Here is a 1,459-nt window from a genome sequence, read left to right as displayed (position 1 = left end):
ACGGGGATCGCTCGGTCAACTTCCCATCATGAGATGGGATTACCCGAGAAGCCCCCACCTCTAAGCGAAGCGTAGGTGGTGGGAGTATGTCACTTGTTCTCGACATTGTGCTTCCGGATATAGATGGGTTTCGTGTTTGCCAAGAGATTAGATCTTTTACCATGGCGCCTATCTTTTTTCTGTCAGCCCGGGAAGAAGATGTCGATCGTATTGTTGGTTTAAGCATTGGAGCGGATGACTATATTACAAAACCGTTCAGTCCGAAAAAGGTTGCTTACCGTATGAAAGCATTTTTTAGACGGAACCAATATTTAAGAGGAGAGCTGCAATCTAGTCATTCACAATTATATCGATTTGGTAACATTACACAATTAACGCAAATCTTTTTATTAGCAGCCTATGCACTCATAGGCAAATTAATGGGACTTCCAGGCTTGATACCATTCACGATTATCAAATGGGTTTTTCACGGATGGATTGGCACCATCGCTATTGCTTCCCTTCAACTTTTATTGTCTACGTCTATGAAAAGTTCCCTGTACTGGTAGCAATAGGTGTTGGATTTACATTTTTAGGAATATTATTGTATTTATTAAAAATCGGTTATATATGGCCGCTTTCTTATCCGGCAATAGCAATGGATCCCATCCATCTAAAAATTTGGATAACCGCTTTCATTTAGTTTTTTTTACATATGTATCTTCTCTTTCATTGGGATTTGGCGAATGGAGAAAAGGGATATGTAGCCAATATCATTATTGATTAAACATCCATACGCAAAAAAGATGCCCTACAAGGCATCTGTTTTCCAACGAAAGCAGAAGACAAATCTTATATCTTCTATTTTAAAATTTGTAAATATATAGTATAATAGGAAAGCAATAGTACGGGAGAACTCAAGGGTGGGGCGGCATTGTACCCCTTTATGTGCAGAAAGGGGGTGATGCCGATGACGGTATTTGAAGCGTTAATGTTTGCGATTGCTTTCGCAAGTCTTATCGTTTCAATACTGTCTTACAGCCAAAAGAAATAATCCACCCTTGAGTTAACGGCCATCGGGTGGATTATTTCCGCCCTACTGCCGATCCCCCTTGTAGGGACCGTTCTATTGCAGGACCGAGGGTGTTGCAGCACCCTTGGTCTTATTATTATAAGAACCTTCTGTGTATATTATACATGATCAGGGTTGTGAAATGAAGACTTATGTTTGCAGCTGATGCACGGATATTTTTTATTTACCCGTGGTGCTAGATAAACTCAAACAAGCATAAAAATAGCCCTTGCATGAGGATCTCCTTAAAATGAAAGTGCGATCAAACATTGAAAAGGAGAATCCCTATGCAAGAGCACTTTCATTTTACTACAGATCGAGCCAAGATTCAAAAGCAATATGCCGCCATTTTCTTTTTTGTCTCTGCCCAACTGTCATCGATTCAGATGTACCTGCAGCGCCGCAACC

2 protein-coding genes and 1 pseudogene are annotated in these 1,459 nt (G+C 40.4%); all 3 read left to right on the top strand.

Features of this window, described 5'->3' with window-relative positions; translation table 11 throughout:
* Positions 1-86 precede the first annotated feature (86 nt).
* On the top strand, positions 87-548 hold the full coding sequence (locus BM278_RS19755; RefSeq protein ID WP_090952539.1) for a response regulator: 462 nt from the start codon (positions 87-89) through the stop codon (positions 546-548).
* Between the two features lie 377 nt (positions 549-925).
* A complete protein-coding gene (locus BM278_RS19750; RefSeq protein ID WP_370468105.1) occupies positions 926-1,033 on the top strand; it encodes a putative holin-like toxin in 108 nt (35 codons plus the stop codon).
* 305 nt (positions 1,034-1,338) lie between these two features.
* Positions 1,339-1,459 (top strand): annotated as a pseudogene (locus BM278_RS18570) (IS982 family transposase); the annotation flags it as partial.

Origin of the sequence: Parageobacillus thermantarcticus (genome assembly GCF_900111865.1) — a bacterium.
GTDB lineage: Bacteria > Bacillota > Bacilli > Bacillales > Anoxybacillaceae > Parageobacillus > Parageobacillus thermantarcticus.
The sequence above is the reverse complement of the archived record's forward strand: the minus strand, read 5'-3'. Positions and strand labels throughout refer to the sequence as shown.

Coding starts and splice junctions, on each gene's coding strand:
- BM278_RS19755 (WP_090952539.1), top strand. CDS start 87: ATGTCACTTGTTCTCGACATTGTGCTTCCGGATATAGATGGGTTTCGT.
- BM278_RS19750 (WP_370468105.1), top strand. CDS start 926: ATGTGCAGAAAGGGGGTGATGCCGATGACGGTATTTGAAGCGTTAATG.